General features: G+C 63.0%; 22 protein-coding genes and 1 pseudogene. 3 read left to right on the top strand and 20 right to left on the bottom strand.

Features of this window, described 5'->3' with window-relative positions; all coding sequences use genetic code 11:
* Genes Q0P59_RS10870 through flgB form a run of 3 tightly spaced genes read right to left on the bottom strand, consistent with a single transcriptional unit; the run spans position 1 to position 1,543 of the window.
* Positions 1-687, bottom strand: coding sequence for a flagellar hook assembly protein FlgD (locus tag Q0P59_RS10870; RefSeq protein ID WP_295006489.1), 687 nt, complete (start codon positions 685-687; stop codon positions 1-3).
* A 21-nt stretch (positions 688-708) separates the two neighbouring features.
* On the bottom strand, positions 709-1,122 hold the full coding sequence (gene flgC / locus Q0P59_RS10875) for a flagellar basal body rod protein FlgC (protein WP_295006490.1): 414 nt from the start codon (positions 1,120-1,122) through the stop codon (positions 709-711).
* A 10-nt stretch (positions 1,123-1,132) separates the two neighbouring features.
* Entirely contained in the window at positions 1,133-1,543 is a 411-nt protein-coding gene (flgB, locus tag Q0P59_RS10880; protein WP_295006491.1) for a flagellar basal body rod protein FlgB, read from the bottom strand.
* A 143-nt stretch (positions 1,544-1,686) separates the two neighbouring features.
* On the opposite strand from flgB, the gene flgA reads away from it, so the two are divergent.
* From flgA to Q0P59_RS10895, 3 genes are read left to right on the top strand one after another with little or no spacing between them, the layout of a single operon-like run.
* Positions 1,687-2,361, top strand: coding sequence for a flagellar basal body P-ring formation chaperone FlgA (gene flgA / locus Q0P59_RS10885; RefSeq protein WP_295006492.1), 675 nt, complete (start codon positions 1,687-1,689; stop codon positions 2,359-2,361).
* Positions 2,362-2,414: 53 nt separating this feature from the next.
* Positions 2,415-2,711: a flagellar biosynthesis anti-sigma factor FlgM gene (flgM, locus tag Q0P59_RS10890; protein ID WP_295006493.1), complete on the top strand. Its 297-nt coding sequence runs from the start codon at positions 2,415-2,417 to the stop codon at positions 2,709-2,711.
* A complete protein-coding gene (locus Q0P59_RS10895; RefSeq protein ID WP_295006494.1) occupies positions 2,711-3,175 on the top strand; it encodes a flagellar protein FlgN in 465 nt (154 codons plus the stop codon). Before flgM ends, Q0P59_RS10895 begins: the two co-directional genes overlap by 1 nt.
* A 9-nt stretch (positions 3,176-3,184) precedes the next feature.
* On the opposite strand, the gene motD is transcribed toward Q0P59_RS10895, so the two are convergent.
* The 17 genes and pseudogenes from motD to Q0P59_RS10980 form a co-directional block, all read right to left on the bottom strand.
* On the bottom strand, positions 3,185-3,982 hold the full coding sequence (gene motD, locus Q0P59_RS10900) for a flagellar motor protein MotD (RefSeq protein ID WP_295006495.1): 798 nt from the start codon (positions 3,980-3,982) through the stop codon (positions 3,185-3,187).
* Positions 3,982-4,722 carry a flagellar motor protein gene (locus tag Q0P59_RS10905; RefSeq protein WP_295006496.1) on the bottom strand — a complete coding sequence of 247 codons (741 nt, stop codon included), beginning with the start codon at positions 4,720-4,722 and terminating at the stop codon, positions 3,982-3,984. The genes motD and Q0P59_RS10905 overlap by 1 nt, the downstream gene beginning before the upstream one ends.
* Positions 4,715-5,467 carry an RNA polymerase sigma factor FliA gene (locus Q0P59_RS10910; RefSeq protein ID WP_295006497.1) on the bottom strand — a complete coding sequence of 251 codons (753 nt, stop codon included), beginning with the start codon at positions 5,465-5,467 and terminating at the stop codon, positions 4,715-4,717. Before Q0P59_RS10910 ends, Q0P59_RS10905 begins: the two co-directional genes overlap by 8 nt.
* The gene (locus tag Q0P59_RS10915; protein WP_295006498.1) at positions 5,467-6,357 is read right to left on the bottom strand and encodes a cellulose synthase operon protein YhjQ/BcsQ; all 891 of its coding nucleotides are present in this window, start codon (positions 6,355-6,357) and stop codon (positions 5,467-5,469) included. The genes Q0P59_RS10910 and Q0P59_RS10915 overlap by 1 nt, the downstream gene beginning before the upstream one ends.
* A complete protein-coding gene (flhF, locus tag Q0P59_RS10920; protein ID WP_295006499.1) occupies positions 6,350-7,804 on the bottom strand; it encodes a flagellar biosynthesis protein FlhF in 1,455 nt (484 codons plus the stop codon). The genes Q0P59_RS10915 and flhF overlap by 8 nt, the downstream gene beginning before the upstream one ends.
* Entirely contained in the window at positions 7,801-9,885 is a 2,085-nt protein-coding gene (gene flhA, locus Q0P59_RS10925; protein WP_295006500.1) for a flagellar biosynthesis protein FlhA, read from the bottom strand. The genes flhF and flhA overlap by 4 nt, the downstream gene beginning before the upstream one ends.
* Complete coding sequence (flhB, locus tag Q0P59_RS10930; protein ID WP_295006501.1) at positions 9,886-11,019, bottom strand: flagellar biosynthesis protein FlhB; 1,134 nt, start codon at positions 11,017-11,019, stop codon at positions 9,886-9,888. It abuts the gene before it with no gap.
* A gap of 179 nt (positions 11,020-11,198) precedes the next feature.
* On the bottom strand, positions 11,199-13,124 hold the full coding sequence (locus tag Q0P59_RS10935; RefSeq protein WP_295006502.1) for a chemotaxis protein CheA: 1,926 nt from the start codon (positions 13,122-13,124) through the stop codon (positions 11,199-11,201).
* Between the two features lie 11 nt (positions 13,125-13,135).
* The gene (cheZ, locus tag Q0P59_RS10940) at positions 13,136-13,990 is read right to left on the bottom strand and encodes a protein phosphatase CheZ (protein ID WP_295006503.1); all 855 of its coding nucleotides are present in this window, start codon (positions 13,988-13,990) and stop codon (positions 13,136-13,138) included.
* A gap of 9 nt (positions 13,991-13,999) precedes the next feature.
* Positions 14,000-14,392, bottom strand: coding sequence for a chemotaxis response regulator CheY (gene cheY / locus Q0P59_RS10945; protein ID WP_150430486.1), 393 nt, complete (start codon positions 14,390-14,392; stop codon positions 14,000-14,002).
* 24 nt (positions 14,393-14,416) lie between these two features.
* Positions 14,417-15,352: a chemotaxis protein gene (locus tag Q0P59_RS10950; RefSeq protein ID WP_295006504.1), complete on the bottom strand. Its 936-nt coding sequence runs from the start codon at positions 15,350-15,352 to the stop codon at positions 14,417-14,419.
* A gap of 17 nt (positions 15,353-15,369) precedes the next feature.
* Entirely contained in the window at positions 15,370-16,338 is a 969-nt protein-coding gene (locus Q0P59_RS10955) for a chemotaxis protein (protein WP_295006505.1), read from the bottom strand.
* A gap of 138 nt (positions 16,339-16,476) precedes the next feature.
* Complete coding sequence (locus Q0P59_RS10960; protein ID WP_295006506.1) at positions 16,477-16,782, bottom strand: STAS domain-containing protein; 306 nt, start codon at positions 16,780-16,782, stop codon at positions 16,477-16,479.
* A gap of 76 nt (positions 16,783-16,858) precedes the next feature.
* Entirely contained in the window at positions 16,859-17,914 is a 1,056-nt protein-coding gene (locus tag Q0P59_RS10965; protein WP_295006507.1) for a chemotaxis response regulator protein-glutamate methylesterase, read from the bottom strand.
* Positions 17,915-17,956: 42 nt separating this feature from the next.
* Positions 17,957-18,562: a chemoreceptor glutamine deamidase CheD gene (gene cheD / locus Q0P59_RS10970; protein WP_295006508.1), complete on the bottom strand. Its 606-nt coding sequence runs from the start codon at positions 18,560-18,562 to the stop codon at positions 17,957-17,959.
* Positions 18,563-18,574: 12 nt separating this feature from the next.
* Entirely contained in the window at positions 18,575-19,468 is an 894-nt protein-coding gene (locus Q0P59_RS10975) for a CheR family methyltransferase (protein WP_295006509.1), read from the bottom strand.
* A gap of 2 nt (positions 19,469-19,470) precedes the next feature.
* A pseudogene (locus tag Q0P59_RS10980) lies at positions 19,471-19,704 on the bottom strand (chemotaxis protein); the annotation flags it as partial.

The raw sequence follows: 19,704 nt of genomic DNA on the forward strand, positions 1-19,704 counted from the left end.
TTACAGAATTTGCTGGACGTCCTTGAAGGCCACATCGCCCAAGGTACCCATATCGAGGATGAATCCGTCTTTGCTGCGAGTAACAGCAGAAACCGTGCCAATTTTCATTGCCGTCGCATCGACCTTCTTGCCGGCTGCCGTGGCCTCGATGGCGAAGGTGTACTTCCCTTCGCTCATCGCGTTGCCGGCCTCGTCCTTGCCATCCCAGGAGAAGTACATGATGCCGGCTTCCTGCGCACCGAGCTCTTTCGACTGCACGAGCTTGCCGCTGGCGTCCTTGATGGTCAGCGTCACCTTGTCCGCCGCGGCGGCCAGCGAGGCGCCACCGAAGGCCGTCTTGCCGGCAGCGAGCGGCAAACTGTTGCCGGCAACCATCACATTCTTGCCGATGATGCCTGCCGCCTGCATGCCCTGCGCCTCGTTGTAGCCGCTCAGCAACTGCGACAGGGTAGCGTTGAGCTTTTCGATGCCATTCACCGTATTCAGCTGGGCAAGCTGGGTGGTGACCGCGGCGTTATCCATCGGATTCAGCGGATCCTGATTCTTGATCTGGGTCATCAGCAACGTCAGGAAGCGATCTTCCATTTCCGCCGTCGTGCTGGTCGAGCTTGTTTTCTTGGTGCCGTTGATATTTGCAAAGATATCGGCAGCCGTGTTCGTTGTGGTGTTGGTGACGCTGGAAGCCATTTCTACTCTCCTCGACGAGTCTTAGCCCTGGGCGATCTGCAGGGTACGCAGCAGCATGGCCTTGGCGGTGTTCATGACCTCGACGTTGGTCTGATACGAACGCGAGGCGGAAATCATGTTGGTCATTTCCTCGACCACATTGACGTTGGAAAACGCGACATAGCCCTTGTCGTCGGCTGCCGGGTTCTTGGGGTCGTACACCATGCGCGGCGGCGAAGCGTCATCGACCACCTGGCGCACCCGAACCCCCTTCGACAATTCGCCGGCACCGCCCATCGGCGTCGCCTCGAAGACGACCTGTTTGGCGCGATAGGGCTTGCCGTCCGAGGAAACGATGCTGTCGGCGTTGGCCAGGTTGGAGGCCACGGCATTGAGACGCATCGATTGCGCCGTCATGGCGCTGGAAGAAACCTTGAATACGTTGAGCAGACTCATCTGTCGTCCCTTAGGCGTTGTTTGAAGCCAGGGCACTGCGGATACCCTTGAACTTGTCGCTGATCAGCTGGGTCAGGATCTGGTACTGCATGGCGTTCTCGGCGATCTGGGTGCGCTCGACATCCATGTCCACCGTGTTGCCGTCCACCGCCGACTGGGTTTCCTTGCGGTACTGGAGCGCCGCCGACCCGCTCGCCGAGCCGCCCGCGATATGGCCGGCAGCGGTACGCGCCAGCGCCACACCGCCGGCCTGCGCGCGGCCGCCCATCGCATTCTGCATGGCGGTCTCGAAGCTGAAATCGCGCGCCTTGTAGTGCGGGGTATCGGCATTGGCGATATTGGAGGCCAGCACCTGGTGGCGCTGGGTCCGCAGGTTGAGCGCCTGGCTGTAGACTGAAATGCTTTGTTCGATGCTTGCCATGATGGACTCCGGATGATCAGTCTGTGGATAGCACGCTCCGTGCCATGGCCGGCAAACGGCAATTTGCCCGCTTCCCGGCAAAGTCCTCGGCAATTCTTGCCGGAAGACATGCAGCATCCTGATTGCTCAGGCAAAATGTACGGATGATCCGCTACCTGGCATCCCTGTTCCTCCTGGTTTCCGCCGCCACCGGCCACGCCGCGGAAACCGATCTCGTCGTCGACACGGCCGAGCGCTACGTTCGACAGCAGACGCAAGGCCTGCCGGGCAAGGTCCAGATCAAGATGGGCAGCCTGGATGTCGCCCGCCTGCCCCCATGCACCGCCCACGAGGCCTTTTCGCCCGCCGGCGCCCGGCTCAGCGGCAAGACCCATGTCGGCGTGCGCTGCCTGGGGCCGGCGATCTGGAGCGTTCTGGTGCCCGTGCACATCGCCATCACCGGCAACTACGTCACCACCGGCCGCCCCCTTGCCGCCGGCCAAACCATTGCCGCCGGCGACCTGATCGTCAGCACGGGAGACTTGAGCGCCATGCCGGCCGGCATTCTCGGCGACCCGCAACAGGCCATCGGCAAGACCTTGCGCAACTCGCTCGGCGCCGGCCAGCCGCTGCGCTCCGACCAGCTCGTCGCGCCGCTGGTCATCCGGCAGGGGCAGACAGTCCGCGTCATCTCGGCAGGCCCGGGATTTGCTGTCAGTTCCGAAGGCAAGGCCATGAACAACGCCACCGAGGGGCAGATCGCGCAGATCCGGATGGGTTCCGGGCAAACCGTCAGCGGCGTGGCCAAAGCCGACGGTAGTGTAGAAATATCTTTTTAGGCTAAAGTTCTGTCTCGAACGGTCGTTAACAGGATTGAGCAAAAAGTTTTGAGATGATCACCATGAAGATCGACAACAGTTACAAGCCTACGACGACCGGCATTCCGAGCAAGCCATCGACTGCCCAGGCAGCCGTTGCGACACCGGCACAGGACGCTGTCAGCCTGAGCCAGGTGGCGGGCAGCCTGAACGCGGGCGCCAACCAGCCCCCGGTCAATACGGCGCGCATCCAGGAAATCAAGCAGGCTATTTCGGAAGGTCGTTTCAAGATCAATCCGGAAGCGATTGCCGACCGCCTGATCGAATCGACCCGCGACCTGCTCAACAGCAACGGCAAGCGCCAGGCCTGATGTCCGACATTGCCGGCATCCTGGCCCGGGAAATTGAACTGGTTTCCCGGTTCATCTCGCTGCTCGACAACGAACAGGACAGCCTGAAAAGAGCCGATGCCGACAGCCTGCAAGCGATCACCGCCGAAAAAGGCCCGCTGATTGCGCTGATGAACGGCGCCGAAGCCGAGCGCACGGCTGCCCTCGGTGCCGTCGGGCACCCCGACGCCAAGTCCGGCATGCAGCGCTGGCTTGCAGACAACGCCGGCGATGCCGCAGCCGCCGCAAACTGGCGGAAACTCCTGGAACTGGCCCGCGAAGCCAAGACATTGCACGACCTGAACATCCAGCTGGTCGCCATGCACCTCAAGAACGCCACCGAGGCGCTCGCCATCCTGACCCAGCCGCCGGAATCGTCGAGCCTCTACGGATCGAGCGGCCAGACCATGAGCAGTTCCGGCAGCCGCATCGTCGACTCGGCCTGAACAAGCGGCCTACTGGCCCGAACGCAGCTCCTTCACTTCCGTCGGCTCCTCCGGGCGGTTCGAGTCGATCAGGATGCTGACCCGGCGGTTCCTGGCCCGCCCTTCCAAAGTCGTATTCGTTTCGAGCGGCCGCGTTTCGCCGTAGCCGATGGCGGTCAGGCGCTCGGCACCGACCCCGCCGTCGTTGAACAGCCTGAGCACCGTCGTGGCACGCATGGCCGACAGCTCCCAGTTTGACGGGAATTGGGCGGTGGCGATCGGTACGTTGTCGGTATGCCCCTCGATCGTGATCGGGAAGTCCGAGTCGGCCAGGACCTGGGCGATGGCCTGCATCGCGCTGATCGACGCCGGTTGCAGCCTGGCCTGCCCGGCCGGGAAAAGAATGCTGTCGTTGATCTCGACCGTGACGCCGCGACTGGTTTCGAGCAGCTTGACCTTGCCCTGGGCAATCAAAGGCTGCAGCGCATTCTTGATATCGTCGGCGACATTGCGCATTTTCTGCCGCTGTTCGGTCTTCTTTTCTTCCGTCTTCTTCTGGTCGGGAAGCTTGTCGGGCTTGGCAATCGGCTTGACCGGCAGGAGCGGCGCGCCCTGGATGGTCGCAATCGGCTGCCCCCCGGGCTGCCCGGTCGTGTTCTTGAAGGCGTTGGTCAGGGAATTGGAGAGGACCTTGTATTTCCCCTCATTCACCGACGAGATGGCATACATGACCACGAAAAAGGCGAACAGCAGGGTGATGAAGTCGGCGTAGGAAACCAGCCACCGCTCGTGGTTTTCGTGCTCCTCCTCGCGCCGGCGCCGGGCCATCAGTGCAGATAGCCCTTGAGGCGGCCTTCGATGATGCGCGGGTTGTCGCCCACGGCGATGCCGACCAGCCCATCGACCAGCATTTCACGGGTCGCCACCATGCGGCCGATGTAGTACTTCAGCTTCCCGGCGATCGGCAGGTAGACCAGGTTGGCCAGGCCGACGCCATAGATCGTGGCGACAAAGGCTACCGCGATCCCGGCCCCGAGCTTGGTCGGATCGGACAGGTTTTCCATCACGTGGATCAGCCCCATCACCGCCCCGAGAATGCCGATGGTCGGCGAATAGCCGCCCGCCGACTCCCAAATCTTGGCGGACTGCCGCAACTCGTCCTCGTAGGTGTCGATCTCGACCTCGAGCAACTCGCGGATACGCTCGGGGTCCGCGCCGTCGACCAACAGCTGCAGGCCGCGCCGGGTGAATTCGTCCTTGACGCGGGGCATCTGGTTTTCCAGCGCCAGCAAGCCCTCGCGGCGCGACAGCTGGCTCCACATCAGCACTTGCTCGATCAGGCGCTTCTGCTCGATCACCGGCGGCACCCAGACCCACTTCACCATCCGCATGCCGCGCCGGAAGACATGGATCGGGCTCTGCAGCAGCACGGCCCCCAGCGTGCCGCCGAGGACGATCAACAGCGCCGTCGGCTGGACCAGCGAGCCGACGTGCCCGCCTTCGAGATACTGGCCGCCGACGATGGCAAACAATCCGATGGCCAGGCCGGCCAGGCTGATCTTATCCACCGACGCGCTCCTTGCGTCGCCTGACGGCCTTTGGCACCTCGCCGGCCATTCGGGTACGCAAGCGGGCGATGGCCTGACTGTGCAGCTGGCAGACGCGCGACTCGCTGACGCCCATGACCTCGCCGATTTCCCGGAGATTGAGATCCTGCTCGTAGTAAAGCGCCATCATCAGCTTCTCCCGTTCGGGCAGATCGCCGATGGCTGCCACCAGCAGCGTCTTCATGCCCTGATCCTCGAGTATCGCCGCCGGATCGGCATTGTTGTCGGTGAAGTGACGCTCCAGGAAGTCGTCGTCATCCTCGCCCGAGAAGTCCTCGAAATAGACCAGCTGGTGACCGCGCGCATCGTGCAGGGTCTTCTGGTAGTCGGCCAGCGAAAGACCCAGCGCATCGGCCAGTTCGCGCTCGGAAGGCGCGCGCCCATGCGTGTGCTCGAGCTGGTTGATCGCCGTTTCGATGCGGCGCAGTTCCCGCCTCAGATTCCGGGGCAACCAGTCGTTTTCCCGAAGGCCGTCGAGCATGGCGCCGCGCACGCGCTGCGTGGCATAGGTTTCGAACTGCGCCCCGAAACCCTCCTGGTAACGGTCGATGGCATCCAGCAGGCCGATCATCCCGTTCTGGACCAGGTCGTCGAACTGCACGCTGGGCGGCAGGCGGGCCATCAAATGATAGGCGACACGTTTCACCAGCGGCACGAAGCGCTGAACCAGCTGTTCCCTGTCTGGCTGCCCGGCAGCGGTATACATCAGGCTCGTAATACGTTGGGAGTTATGCGTTGGCTCAAGTGTAGCAGTTGCTGCATGAACTGCTCGACTCCGCCCGCCTCGCTTTCGCTGCGCTGCCAATACAGCATGTCCGAAGCGATATCGCGGAACGCCGCGGCCGCTGCCGAATCCGGAGCCTGAACCAGCACCGGACGGCACAACTGGGCGGCCAGACGCAGGGATTCGTCGAGCGGAACGGCACCGGCGTAGTCCAGGCGGGCGATACCCCGCTGCGCGGCGACCTGCGCGATGTTCTCGTAGATCGAGCGGGCATCGGGCTGGCTGCGCACCTTGTTCACCAGGATGCGGAAATGCTTGCGGGAAAAGGCGTGGCTCACCTTCTTGATCAGCGAATACGCTTCGGTGATCGAGGCGCTGCTCCCGGAAAGAACGACGACCGCCTCCTGGGCCGCTATGCCGAACGGGGAAAAGCCGTGGGGATGCGCCATGCTGGCATCGACCAGAATCACATCGACCGGCCGCTCGAGGCCCGACATGGCATCGAGCAGGGTCTGCTGCTGGTGCAGTGACAGACGCCCCAGCTTCTTCACCGCGCGGGCCGCCGGCAGGACGCGAAGGCCGTGCATCGGCTGCAGCAGCACTTGCGACAGCGGCAATTCGCGCTGCACGACATTGAGCAGGTCGCTGCGCGCGACCAGGCCGAAGGTGGAAGCGATGTCATCGCCCGGCGCATGCTCGTCGATGATCAGCACTTCCTTGCCGAGGCGCGCCAGGGCCACGCCGATGTTGGCCACGGCGACGCTGCGCCCGACGCCTTCGCAGCCGGCGACGAAGGTGACGACCTGAAGTTGCTGCCCGCCCCCGAGAAGACGACGCAGGCCGGCAGCCTGGTCGACGCGAAAATCAGCCACGACGTCCTCCAGCCGCGACCATGCCGGCGTTGGCCATCATCATCGCCGGCTCGATCCCGTCGTACTTGTGCGGAGAGGCTTCCGGCACGTCCTTGAAGGCGCGGTGCAGCAGGTAACTGCGGTTCGGGAGATGGATATCCTCCGGCACGCGCTGTCCGTTCGACACGTAGAGCAGCCTGAGGCTGTGCCGCATGATCACGTCGAGCGCCGTGGCCAGGCTCGCCGCCTCGTCGATCTTGGTCAGGATGCAACCGGCCAGCGAGTCGCCGGCATAGGCACGCACCACATCGTCCAGGGTATCGCCGCGCGCCGTCGAATTGAGCAGCAGCAGGCGCTGCACGTCGCACCCGGCCAGCATGTCGGTCAGCTCCGGAACCAGCTTGTCCTTCTGGCTCATCCCCATGGTGTCGATCAAGACCATGTGCTTGTGCTGCAATTCGTTGAGCGTCTGGCGCAGCTCCGCCGCATCCTTGACCAGATGCACGGACACCCCGAGGATGCGGCCATAGATGCGCAACTGCTCGTGGGCGCCGATACGGTAGCCGTCGGTGGTCACCAGCGCCACCTTGCTCGGCCCGTGGCGCAGCACGCAGCGCGCGGCCAGCTTGGCCGTCGTCGTCGTCTTGCCGACGCCGGTCGGCCCGACCAGCGCATAGACGCCACCCCGGTCGACGATGTCGTTTTCGTTGCCCAGCGTCATCAGCGAACGATCGGCCGCGCCTTTGACCCAGGCCATGGCTTCGACGGCGCTCATGTCCACCGGCAGATCGGACAACAGGTCGCGGGCGAATTGCGGCGAGAACCCGGCATCGAGCATCTGGCGAAGGATGTCGGTCTTCACCGGCTCCGAACGCGCCACCTCGCCCCAGGCAAAGCCGGCCAGATGCTGCTCGACGATCTTGCGCAGCGAACGGATTTCCTCCATGACCTCCATCGGCACGACCTCCGCCTCGGCACGTCGCACTGCGGCAGGCTGCTGCGGGATGGCGGGCGCGGCGGCCGGTGCCGGGCGCTGCTGTGCGGGCGGCGGCGACGGGCGCGTCATTTCCAGGTTGCGCAAGGCGCCGGTCTTGGGAATGCCGGCATTGACGGTTGCCGCCGGCTTGCCCAGGAAAGCGTGATTCGCGGTCGGCCGGGGCGCCTGCTGCGGCGCCGAAGGCACCGCCATCGGCGGCGTCGGCTGCGAAATGCGGGCACGGGCCGAATTGAGCACGACCCGGTAATCATCCTCAGCGTCGATCTTCGGTTGCGGGCGTTGTTGCACCGGCGCGCTGTCGGCCACCGGTGTCGGCACGATCATGGCCATGTCCCGGGCGGCGACAGCCATGATCTCCACGCCACCGGGGACGCCCCGGTTGGAGAGGATGATCGCGTCGTTGCCCAGGGTCTCCTTGACCTTCCTCAAGGCATCCCTTGCGTTGGCGGCGATGAATTTTCTGACGTTCATGTTCTACCTCCGATGATCGAGGTCACCTTGATGATTCGGGCTTCAGGCACTTCATTGTGCGAAAGCACCTTGAGTTGAGGAATGGTGCGGCGCAGGAACCTGGACAACAGCAGGCGCAGGCTTCCTGGAACCAGCAATACGGCGGGCAGGCCCAGGCTTTCCTGGCGCCCGGCGGCGGCGGCGGTCTCGCGGATCAGCGTATCCGCCAGGCCGGGCTCGAAACTGGTGTTTTCCGAGCCGCCGGCCACCGCCTGGGTGAGCAGGCGCTCGAGCGTCGGGTCCAGCGACATGACCTGCATTTCGCCGGTCCCCGGGAAAAGCTGCTGGACGATGGCGCGGCCCAGCGCCGTACGCACCTGGACGGTGAGATCGTCCGCGTTCTGGGTCCGCGTCGCGTGATCGGCGACGGTTTCGATGATGGTCCGCATGTCGCGGATATGGACGCCTTCCTCGAGCATGCCCTGGAGGACTTTCTGCAGGGTGCCGAGCGGCAGGATCTTGGGCACCAGATCCTCGACCAGCTTGGGCATTTCCTTGGCCAGGTGGTCGAGCAACTGCTGGACCTCCTGGCGCCCCAGCAACTCGGCGGCGTGCGTCAGGATGAGATGGTTGAGGTGCGTGGCGACGACCGTCGAGGCATCGACCACGGTATAGCCGTAAGCCTGCGCCTGGTCGCGCTGCGCCGCGTCGATCCAGGTGGCCGGCAGGCCGAAGGCGGGATCCTTGGTGCTGACGCCGTTCAGGGTTCCGGCAACGCGGCCCGGATTGATCGCCAGGTACTGGCCGGTGTAAGCCTCGCCCTGGCCGATCTCCACGCCCTTGAGCAGGATGCGGTAGGTATTCGGCTTGAGTTCCAGGTTGTCGCGGATATGGACGGGCGACACGAGGAAGCCGACTTCCTGGGCGAATTTCTTGCGGATGCCCCGAATGCGACGCAACAGCTCGCCGTCCTGCGACTTGTCGACCAGCGGGATCAGGCGGTAGCCGACTTCCAGGCCAAGCACATCGAGCGGCGCCACATCGGCCCAGCTCGCCTCGAGCGCCTCCTGCACCGGCGCCGGGGCGACATGCACGGGGGTTTCGACGATGCGCTTCTCGCGCTGCATCATGGTCCAGGAGAACCAGCCGAGGATGGAAGCGAGCAACAGGAAGACCAGGTTGGGCATCCCCGGGATGAGCCCCAGGAAGCCGACGATGGCGGCCGTGATGCCGATCACCCTGGCGTTGCGGAACATCTGGCCCATGACCTGCTGGCCGATATCGCGGTCATCCGAAACGCGGGTCACCACCATACCGGCGGCAATCGAAATGATCAGCCCCGGAATCTGCGCCACCAGGCCGTCGCCGATGGTCAGCAGCGTGTAGTTCTTGGCCGCCTGGGCGAGCTCCATGTTGTGCTGCAGGACGCCGACGATCAGGCCGCCGACGACGTTGAGCAGCATGATGATGATGCCGGCCACCGCGTCGCCGCGCACGAACTTCGACGCACCGTCCATCGAACCGAAAAACTCGGATTCGCGGGAGATGTCGGTCCGCCGCTTGCGTGCCTCTTCCTCGCCGATCAGGCCGGCATTGAGATCGGCGTCGATGGCCATCTGCTTGCCCGGCATCGCATCGAGCGTGAAACGCGCGGACACTTCGGCAACCCGACCGGCACCCTTGGTGATCACGACGAAGTTGATGACCACCAGGATCAGGAAGACCATGATGCCGACGGCAAAATTGCCGCCGACCAGGAAATGGCCGAAGGCCTCGATCACCTTGCCGGCCGCATCCGGGCCGTTGTGCCCCTCAAGCATCACGATCCGCGTCGAGGCCACGTTCAGCGACAGGCGCAGCAGGGTCGTCACCAGCAGCACGGTCGGAAAAACCGAGAACTCGAGCGTTTTCTGGGTATTGACGGCGACCAGCAGGACGAGCACCGAGATCGCGATGTTGAAGGTGAAGAACACATCCAGCACGAATGCCGGCAGCGGCAACACCATCATCGCCAGGATCATCAGGATCAGGACCGGCGCGGCCACCTGGGTCAGATTCAGGCGCCCCAGCAGGTTCTGCATGCTCATCGACGAGGCGGCCATTTAGCTCGCCTCCGGGACAAGTTCGGGCGGCACCGGCAGATCGCGCGGCGGCACCGGATAGGTGCCCCCCGCCTGGCGCCAGCTGGCCAACTGGTAGATATAAGCAAGAACCTCCGCGACTGCGTTATACAGGGCGGAGGGGATTTCGGCGTCGATTTCGGTGTGTTTGTGGAGCGCTCGCGCCAGGGGCGGCGCCTCCAGTATCGGCACCGCGTTCTCGGAAGCCACCTCGCGTATCTTCAGGGCGACCGCACCGACTCCCTTGGCGACCACCTTGGGCGCCGCCATCCCCGCCTTGTAGGAAAGCGCCACCGCGTAATGCGTCGGGTTGGTGACCACCACGTTCGCCGTCGGCACGGCGGCCATCATCCGCTTGCGCGCGGCCTGCATCTGAAGGCTGCGGATGCGTCCCTTGACGTGCGGGTCGCCCATCATTTCCTTCATTTCCTGCTTGACCTCTTCCTTGGTCATTTTCAGCTTGTCGAAATACTGCCAGAGCTGGAACGGAACGTCGGCGGCGACAACCAGCACCAGGGTGGCGACCAGAATCAGGAACGAGAACGCGATCATATGGCCGGCATGCGCCAGGCCCGCCTCCAGCGGCTCACCGAGCAGGCCGAACAACTCGTCGCGCTCCTTCCAGATGAGCAGCGCCGCGACGCCGCCCACCAGCACCGCCTTGAGAACGGCCTTGAGCAGCTCCATCAGGCTGGCCCAGGAAAACATGCGGCCGAAGCCGCTCAGGGGATTCAGGCGCTTCAGGTCCGGCACCAGCGCCTTGGGCGAAAAGACCCAGGCGTTCAGGAAAAACGGCGGCAGGATGGCAGCGACCAGCAGCAGGCCCAGCAAGGGGGAAAACACGAAAAGCGCGTCGCCGGAAATGTCGGCCAGCCGGGGCAGCATCAGGTTCGGCTCGCGCATGACCTGCGATTCGATGACGAAGCCCTTCTGCATGATGGCCATTGCGCGCTGCGCGAACCAGCCGCCCATCATCCAGATGGTTGCCGCGGCGACAGCCAGGACGAGAAAAGTACCAAGTTCACGGGAATGGGGGACCTGGCCCTGCTCGCGGGCTTGCTCGATTCGCCTACCAGTAGGCTCTTCGGTTTTCTCGAGGTCGCTATCTTCCGCCATAGCCGTATCTAGTTGGTGTTGCGGCTATTATAGGAAAAAACGAGAAAAATTAAATAGGTACACCACTTTTTTTAGATTGTTTCTCAGATGCCAGATGCAAGCCCATGACATCAGAGTAAACATCCAAAAAGAAAGAGAGGGCCGCAGCCCTCTCTCAACTCGTTGACTTGGAACGGGAATCAGGCGAAGTCGAGCGCCCTGACTGCCGACCCGATATCGACATGCTGCCCGATATCGGTCAGCAACTCCTTCATGTCCAGGATCAGTACGATCTGGCCGTTGGACAGGGTGGTCACCCCGGCCACGCCCTTGGGACGGAAATCCTCGAGCGACTTGATCACCGCGTCGTCGCGCCCGGCGAAGCTGTCGACGCCAAGGATGAAGCTGCGCTCCGCCGTCTGCATGAAGACCCCGTACTCGGGGTAGTGCTCCCGCGGCCAACCCAGCAGGCGGGAGAGCGTAATGACCGGCAGGACTTCGCCGCGCACCACCAGCGTTTCCTTGCCGCCCACTTCCTGAATGCGGCTCTGCTCGATCGGCAGGATCTCGCGAACCAGCGACAGGGGCAGTGCGAACGGCTGGTCGCCCAGCAGCACCAGCAATACCGGCAGGATGGCCAGGGTCAGCGGCAGCGAGATCATGAACACCGACCCCTTGCCCGGCTCGGAGCGGATTTCGATCGAACCGTTGAGCTTCTGGATGTTGGTCTTGACCACGTCCATGCCCACGCCGCGCCCGGAGACGTCGGAAATCTGGGTCTTGGTCGAGAATCCCGGCAGGAAAATCAGGTTCAGGCTCTGGCGCTCGTCCAGCGTGTTGGCCTCCTCCTCGGAAATCAGGCCCTTCTCGATGGCCTTGGCACGAATGCGCTCGGCGCTCATGCCCTTGCCGTCGTCGGCGATGATCAGGACGATGTGGTCGCCCTCCTGACGCGCCTCCAGGCGCACCAGGCTCTTCGGCGGCTTGCCTGCCGCCTGGCGCTCGGCCGGCATTTCGACGCCATGGTCGACGGCATTGCGGATCAGGTGGATCAGCGGATCGGCCAGATCCTCGATCATGGTCTTGTCGACCTCGGTCTCTTCACCGGCGAGCACCAGTTCCACGTCCTTGCCCAATTGGCGGGCCAGGTCGCGGGCGATGCGGGGGTATTTCTGGAACAGGCGGCCGATCGGCTGCATCCGGGTCTTCATGACCGAGTTCTGCAGGTCGGAAACCAGCAGATCGAGCTGGCTGACCGCCTGGTCAAGGGCATGCAGGGTTTCGGAATCGTTCTTGCCGGCCAGGATGTCGGCGCGCAAGCTGGTCAGCCGGTTCTTGGTCAGGCCGATTTCGCCGGACAGGTTGAGCACCTGGTCGAGACGCGAGGTATCGACGCGGATGGTGTTCTCGCGGACGCGCTCTTCCGCACGCCGGGCATTGGCCGGCGACGCTCCCGGACGATCCGTCGCCCGGCGCCCGTACGGCGAAGCCGGAGCCTGCTGGCCCGGCTGGGCCGGCACGCTGGCAGCCGGCGTCACGGCGATGCCGCCGGCGGCCGCTTCCGCCTTGGTGATCAATTCGCTGACCGGCGCCGCTGCCACCGGCTGGCCGGCGACGGCTGCATGCAGCAGGCTCCAGTCGGGCTCATCGGCAGCCGGGGATGGCGCCGGAGCGGCTTCCTGCGCTGCCGGTGCCGGGGCCGGGGCTGCCGCCACCGGCGCGACGACCGGCTGCTCGCCGGACAGCGCGCCCTGCAAGGCGGCAATCACTTCGGCATCGGCCGGTTGCGGCTGCACCATCTGGCCCAGTTCGCCGAACATCTCGCGCACGCCCTTGGTCGCCGCCATGATGACGTCCATCAACTCGGGGGTCAGCTCCAGTTCGCCATTGCGCAGACGATCGAAGAGGTTTTCCGTCAAATGGCAGAGCGTCACGAGCTCGGTGGCATTGAGGAATCCGGCACCGCCCTTGACGGTATGGAAACCACGGAAAATATCGTTGAGAAGCCCGCGGTCATCCGGCATCTTTTCGAGATCGACGAGTTTGTTGTCGACATCGGACAACAGGTCGCTCGCCTCCTGCAGGAAATCCTGCAGCAGGTCTTCCATTCCGCTAAAGTCACTCATAGTGCCCCTCCTCAGAATCCGAGGCTGTCGAGCAAGTCATCGACCTGCTCCTGGTTGACCACGACATCGCTGCGCCCCTCAGCATTGACGACCGGCCCGTTCATCAGGCTCGCCACCTCTTCGGTCCGCCGGGTCGCCGGCAGGACATCGATCAGCGCCCCCATCAGCCCTGCCTCAAGCTCCTGAGCCAGAACCACGACCTTCTTGATCACCTGCCCGGTCAAATCCTGGAAATCCTGCGCCATCATGATTTCGGTCAATTGGGCATGGGTTCCGCGCGTCTTCGCCGGCAGCTGATCCTTCAGGTAAGCGCGGGTCTCCTCGGCCAGCTGCTTGAATTCCGCAACGCCGAGCTGGTTGGCAAAGGCCTTGTCCCAGCGCGCGCCAAGTTCCGTCGCGCCGTTTTCGATCTCGTCGACCAGCGGGCCGGCGATATCGGTGGCGTTGAGGACGCGGCAGGCAGCCTGTTCGGTCAGATTGGCCACGTAGGCCAGGCGGTCCTTCGCATCCGGCAAGGCGGTTACCGTCTGCTCCAGCAACTTGTCGTAGCCGAGTTCACGCAGCGTGTCGTGCAGCGATCGCGCCATGTGGCCGAGCCGGTTGAATACGGCCTCCTGCTGCGGCCAGTCTTCGGGAGCGATACCCGACGCAGGCGGTGTGGCAGCCGCTTCGGGAACGGCTGCGGTCGACCTGGTTTCCGCGGAAACGCTGTCGAACAGCGCCTGCAGGTCGTCGGAGTCGCCGTCGGCCGAGGCTTTCGGCGCCGCCGCTACGGGCGCAGGTGCGGCAGCCGCAGGCGGCGGAAAATCGGCGGCGATGGAATCGAACAGCGCCTCAAGATCGGCAGAATCGTTATTGGCAGCCATGATATCCCCTTAGGCCTGACCCATCTTTTCGAAAATCTTGTTCAGCTTTTCGGAAAGAGTACCCGCCGTGAATGGCTTGACGATATAGCCGCTCGCACCGGCCTGGGCCGCCGCGATGATGTTCTCCTTCTTGGCTTCCGCCGTGATCATCAGCACCGGCAGGTGCTTGAGATTCGGGGTGGCGCGGATGGTTTGCAGCAAGGTCAGCCCATCCATGTTGGGCATGTTCCAGTCCGTGACGACGAACTCGAAACCGCCGCCCTGCAGCTTCTGCAGGGCAATCGCCCCATCCTCGGCTTCGTCCACGTTGGTGTAGCCGAGCTCCTTGAGGAGGTTTCGGACAATACGGCGCATCGTGGAAAAATCATCCACCACCAGGAATCTCATTTTGGGATCAGCCATCAACTACTCCGGTAATTCTGCTTGTTATCGTTCAATCAGCGGGCGCAGGGTATCGGCCAAGGCCTCGGCATCGAACTTGGCCACGTACGCATCCACCCCCACCGACTTGCCCATCGCACGATTCGCCTCCGACGAGAGCGAAGAGTGCATGACGACCGGCACGCCGTCGAAGCGCGGGTCGGACTTGATATTCTTGGTCAGCACATAACCATCCATCTCCGGCATCTCGGCGTCGACCAGGATCAGCCGGACATCGTCGCGAATGTTCCGCCCCATCTGGGACGCGTGCGCGGCCAGCCCCTGCAGGCGGGTCCATGCCTCCATGCCGTTCGTGGCGTGCTTGTGACGGACGCCCAGCTTGTCGAGCACCTCGGAAATCTTCCGCCGGGCGACGATCGAGTCATCCACGAAGAACACGCTGGTTTCGGGGTCGACGCGGGCCGGCGGGATGTCGATGATCATCGCCTCGCCGAACGCGTTGGCGAGAATTTGCTCGACGTCGAGAATCGAAACCAGGCCGCCGCCTTCCAGCTCGATGACGGCGGTGATCAGCCCCTGGTTGGCCGAGAGCACGCTTTCCGGCGCCTTTACCCGCTCCCAATCGACGCGGATGATGCGATCGACATCGTGCACCAGGAATCCCAGGGTGCGCTTCGAGTACTCGGCCACCATCATGGTTTTCCCGCGGCCCGGCTGGGTGTCCAGCTGCATGAAGGGGGCCAGCGAAAGTACCGGAATCACGTTGCCGCGCAACGAGATGAGGCCTTCGACGCCGCGCGGCATGTTGGGGGTCTTGGTGATGTGGGGCGTCCGCCCCACTTCGCGCACCTTGAAAACGTTGATCCCGAAAATCTCGCGCGTCCCCAGCGAGAACAACAGGATTTCCATTTTGTTCGAGCCGGCCAGCCGCGTCCGGGCATCGACACTATCCAGCAGATTCTTGCTTTCAACGAGATTCATCTTCTTCTCCCGCCCACTCAATCCACGGCAACAGAGGTCGCTTCAACCCCGAGGCGACGCGCCAGGGTTTCCGACAGACGCAGCGGCTCGAACTTCGGCACGTATTCGTCGACGCCCACCGACAGGCCCAGTTTCTGATTCGACATCCCGGAGAGCGACGAATGCATGATGACCGAGATGCCGTTGAAGCGCGGATCCGACTTGATTTTCTTGGTGAGGATGTAGCCGTCCATTTCCGGCATTTCGATATCGGTCAGCACCAGGCTGATGATCGACGCTGGCGACTTGCCGACCGACTGGGCGTAGGTCGCGACTTTTTCCATCTCTTCCCACATCTGGCGACCGTTGACCGCGGCCACGCCCTTGACCCCCATGGCCGCCAGGGTGCGTTCGATCTGCTTGCGCGCCACGCTGGAGTCATCGCAGTAGAACACCGTGCACTCGGGCCGGTCGATCACGACGACGTCCCGGAACATGATTTCCTGGTCGATGCTGGTGGTTTCCGACAGCACCTTCTCGACGTCCATCATCATCACCAGGCGGTTGTCCGCCAACTCGGTCACCGCGGTAACCAGGCCGCCCGTCTGGGCGGTGAGCATCTCCGGCGGCACCCGCATCTTGCTCCAGTCGAGGCGCAGGATGGTATCCACGCCCTCGACCAGAAAGCCCTGGGTATGCCCGTTGTACTCGGTCACGATCATGATTTCGCGCGGCGTATCCGCGGTAATGCCCGAATACTTCGCCAGATCGATCACCGGTACCAGTGCACCGCGCAAACTGACCATCCCCTCGACCGAGGACGGCATGTCGGGAGCGGCGGTAATCGCCGGCGTACGCATGACTTCGCGTACCTTGAAGACGTTGATGCCGTAGGTTTCCCGGCGACCGGTACGCTGATCGACCCCGAGGAAAAACAGCAAAATCTCCAGCTTGTTGGTTCCCGCCAACTTGGTCCGTGCATCAATATTCTTTAATAGTTCCGACATCGCATTCCTCTCGCACGTCACCTGCTGCCATCCGATCAGGCCACCTGCCTGCCGAGTCCCAGCGCAACAGGGCCGGTTCACTCAGCTATTCGCGGGCATCCACCCTACCAACCACTAACGACACCGTCTGTCGTTTTTTTAGGAAATTTGAAACAATTTACCAAAATTCGCAATATCTAGCACCTGTTTTACGTTGCCGCGCACGCCCAGCAAACTGACCTCTTTATTGGCGCCACCCAATTTGTCGCGCAACATCAACAACATACCCAAGGCCGAGCTATCCAGATAATCGACACCGGAGAAATCCACGATAACCGAGCGGACGGAGGCATCACCAACCAGCGGCTCGTAGGCCCCCCGAAATTCGCGGTGGGTATTGAAATCAAAACGGCCGACCAATTTGATCGTCGCCTTGCCGGAGTCCTTGAGAATGCTCGCTTGCATCGGTATTCCTATCCAAAATAGCCAAATTTCACATTAGTTTAATACTTTACACCCGGGGAACAAGCCCGGGCGTGTGTCACGTCGCTGCGGCAGCCAGAACCTTTCGGGAAATTTCCTCGAGCGAATACTGCTCCTCGACGCCGCCGATCAGAAATGCCTCCCTCGGCATGCCGTACACGACGCAGCTACCCTCATCCTGCCCGAAGGTTCTCGCACCGGCCTGGCGCATGCGCAAAAGCCCCTGGGCGCCATCCTTCCCCATGCCGGTCAGGATGACGCCGACCGCCTTCTTGCCGACCAGTGCGGCAGCGGAGTCAAAAAGCACGTCGACCGAAGGGCGGTGCCGATTGACCGGGGGAGTGGCCGCCAGTTCGGTGACATAACCGGTCGTCGCCCGCTTGATCGTCATGTGCGAGTGGCCCGGCGCGATATAGACGGTTCCGGACTCCACCTTCTCGTTTCCTTGCGCCTCGATGACCCGGGGTGCGCACAACCCGTCGAGACGGCGCGCAAACGACGCGGTAAACGACTCGGGCATGTGCTGCACGATCAGGATCGGTGGGCAATCGGCCGGGATGCCCATCAGGAAATCCTTGATGGCCTCCGTTCCGCCCGTCGAAGCGCCGAGAAAAATGATCTTGCCGCTGCCGCCATTGCCGGTTGCCTTGGGTAATCCCGCGGTTTTCATCGTCGGCACGGAGAGCGGCGGACTGACCGGGCGACGCAAGCGTGCGCCCTTGGCGGCGCGAATTTTCTCGACCAACTCATCGGCATAGGCCTCCATGCTTCGCCCGCCATCGGAGCGCGGTTTTCCGATGAAATCGATGGCACCCAGTTCCAGGGCTTTCAATGTGGTATCCGAGCCGGCCTCGGTAAACGAAGAAACCATGACCACCGGCATCGGCCTGAGGCGCATCAGGCGCTCGAGAAACTCCAGGCCGTCCATCTTCGGCATCTGGACATCGAGCGTCAGCACGTCGGGGTTCAGGGTCTTGATCATTTCCCGTGCCGTCGGCGCATCCGGCGCGGCACCGACTACCTCGACATCCGTCGCCGAATTGATCATCTGGGTCAACAGGCCACGCATCAAGGCGGAATCATCAACAACCAGAACTCTTGTCTTTTGCGGCATCCGGATCACAGTAGGGGGAAATATTTGTCGGGGGAATTGGCCTTAAATGAACAGCTCGACATCGCCTTCGAGGCGGGAACCGGACAATCTGACCTTGTAATCGTTTTCGCGGCTGAACAAGGTGTCGTTATGCACGCGATGCAGTTTCTTCACCAGGACCTTGCCGCTTTGGGGGAAATAGTAGACTTTCCGCGGATACGAATCCAGCAGGTCCTTGGCCACGACAGGAATCTTTTCGGTCTTCAGGAAGTTGAGAACGAACTCGGCATTGCGCGCCCCGACGTTGCTGCTCGACAGACTGGCCATGACCGCGCCGCCGCCGAAGACTTTCGCCTCCAGGCGATTTCTCCGCGCGCCCAGCTTGAGCAGGTGATTGATCAGGACTTCCATGGCGTATGTGCCATAGCGGGCCGACGTACCGACGGTATCCCTCCCGCCGTCATCCGGCAGCATGAAATGATTCATGCCGCCGATACCCGAATCGCAGTCGCGAATACAGGCTGCGACGCAGGACCCGAGAACCGTGACGAGCAGCGCATCGCCACTGGCGACGAAATACTCGCCCGGCAATATCTTGGCGGCCTCCAGCCCGAACTTGCGGTCGAAGTAGCGATTCGCGGCGAGGTTTTCATCGTAGGCGTGTTGCACCGGCGCTTTTTCCTAACGAGCCCGCGCCAGGGTATAAACCGTCTTGCCCTGGGACTTGAAGAGGTCCGCCGCATGCAGGAAGCTCTCCGAATGCCCGGCGAACATCAGACCATCCGACTGCATCATGGGCGCGAAGCGGGCCAGTATCTTGTACTGCGTCGGTTTGTCGAAATAGATCATGACGTTGCGGCAGAAGATGACGTCCAGAGGCCCCTTGACCGCGTAGCTCTGGTCGAGCAGGTTGAGGCGCTGGAACTGAATCATGTTCTTGAGCTCCGGCCGCACCGAGACATAGCCCTCCTGCGCCCCCGTGCCGCGCAGGAAGAATTTGCGCAAGCGTTCCGGCGAAAGCTTTTCGACCCGCTCGATCGGATAGACCCCTTTCTGCGCCGTGGCCAGCACGTTGGTATCGAGATCCGACGCCACGATCGACACATTCGAGCAATTGCTGCCGAAGGTTTCGGCCACGGTAATCGCGATCGAATAAGGCTCCTCGCCGGTCGATGCGGCGGAGCACCAGACGCGGATCGGGCGATGACTGCCCAGCTTGCGCAGGTGTTCCGCGAAGATCGGGAAATGGTGCGGTTCGCGAAAGAAGGAGGTCAGGTTGGTGGTCAGCGAATTGACGAAGCGTTCCCATTCGTCGCCGCCATGCTTTTCCAGCGCATCGAGATAATCGGCAAAGGTTTGTTTGCCGGTCGCCCGCAAACGGCGCGCCAGGCGCGAATACACCATGTCCTGCTTGACCGGCGACAGGGAAATGCCGGCATGCTGGTAGATCAGTTTGCGAACCCGCTCGAAGTCAGCCGTCGAAAAGGAGAACTCCCGCGTGGCGCTCTCTCGCTGCGGGAGCGTGGCGGTAACGACGGTTCTCAACGGCGGCACCGGTTTGCGCAAGTCGGCCATGATCAGAACTCTTCCCATTCGTCGTCGAGACTGGCCGGCAAGGCCGGGGTCTTCTTGCCGCGCGCCGACTCGGCGCGCTGCAGCTGCGGCGCGGGCGAGCGCGCAGCCCCGCGCGGCGCGCCAAGCCGGGGAGCGCCTTCGGCGCCGGCCAGCTTGAACACGGAAACCGCCTGCGCCAGGTTGTGCGCCTGTTCCTCCAGGCTCTCGGCCGCGGCCGCAGCCTCTTCGACCAGCGC

The organism is uncultured Dechloromonas sp. (genome assembly GCF_945957265.1).
In the GTDB taxonomy this organism is placed as follows: Bacteria; Pseudomonadota; Gammaproteobacteria; order Burkholderiales; family Rhodocyclaceae; genus Azonexus.